1 protein-coding gene is annotated in these 1,334 nt (G+C 64.4%); it reads left to right on the top strand.

Features of this window, described 5'->3' with window-relative positions:
- Positions 1–1,334: RHS domain-containing protein (locus ACOQFS_RS01970; protein WP_421561310.1), on the top strand; the 1,334-nt coding region annotated here is incomplete at both ends.

The following is a 1,334-nucleotide window of genomic DNA, read 5'->3' as shown; positions in this document are numbered from 1 at the left end:
GCGCTGGAGCGCGACAAGCTGCACCGTGAAGTGGGCCGCAGCCTGCACCTGCTGCAAAGCGGCGCAGCGCACGAACACGCGCCCGCCGCCATCACCCAGACCCGCCAGCTCGACCCCCTGGGCCGCCTGCTGCACCAACGCTGGCAAGGACTGCCAGGACCAGCCAGCGCACCCCAAAGTGCCGCCCCCCTCATCGGTGGCCTGCAGCAGCGCCGCTACACCTACGACAGCCTGGGCCAGCTCATCGGCATCCAGACCCCCACCGAGGCCAATGCCTACCAATACGACAACCGCCAGCGCCTGATTGGCCAGACCCAGGCCAGCGCCCAGGGCGAACACCAGCACCGATGGCGCCTGGACCCGGCAGGCAACCGCCTGCCGCCCAAGGCAGCGGCCCGGCACCCGGGCGCAAAGACCGCAGCCAGCGCCGACTGGAGCACGCAGGTCCAGCAAAACCTGCACGACCCGCGCTTCAACCTGCTGCAGCCCGAGCAGAACCCGGACAGCCCCGCAGACCAGAACGTGGAGCGATGGCGGGACAACCGCATCGGTTGGAGCCAGGCCGAAGGCGAGAGCGGAAGCCAAGGCAACCAAGGAACGACCCACTACCGCTACGACCGCTGGGGCGACCGCACGCAGACCCTGCACAGCGACGGCAGCATCACCCAGCTGCATTACGACAGCCTGCACCAGCTGCGGCAAGTCGTGCAGATCGACGCCCAAGGGAAAACACACAGCACCATCACCTACCGCTATGACACGTTCGGACGGCGGGTAAGCAAGACTCACCAAAAGACTGGAGAGCCAATCCAGACCACCCACTACGGCTGGGATGGCGACCGGCTGGTGCACACGGAAACCGCTGAGCACATTCACCACACGGTGTATGAGCCAGGCAGCTTTGTGCCACTGCTGCAGGTGCAGAGAAACAAGGACAAAGGGGGATGGACTGATCCGGTCAAAACGTTGCTCAACCTGGGCAACGACGACGCCAGCAACACCATGGACCAACAGCTGCCTCGTCACGAACGAGAGATGCTGCACGAAGCCCTGAGAGAGGTACTGCAGCCCGGCTACCGGCTCTCAGAACTGATGCCCCAGGAAATGCGGGCGCAGGTGCGGGAGTCGATCCAGGTGCTCAAGAATGCACAAGCGCAAACGCGAAAAGAACATCCGCTGACGATCCGGCATGTGCTCACGGACCACCTGGGCACGCCGATTGCGTTGGTCAATGCCAACGGAGAGCAACAAGGGCAAGTGGCCTGGGCGGCCAGGTACACAGCTTGGGGGGAGGTTGAAGATGAGTACAACCCAAACCAGATCCACCAGCCGAT

This window comes from Paracidovorax sp. MALMAid1276 (assembly GCF_049198005.1).
Classification (GTDB): domain Bacteria; phylum Pseudomonadota; class Gammaproteobacteria; order Burkholderiales; family Burkholderiaceae_C; genus Acidovorax.
This window is presented reverse-complemented; position numbering and strand designations above follow the sequence as displayed.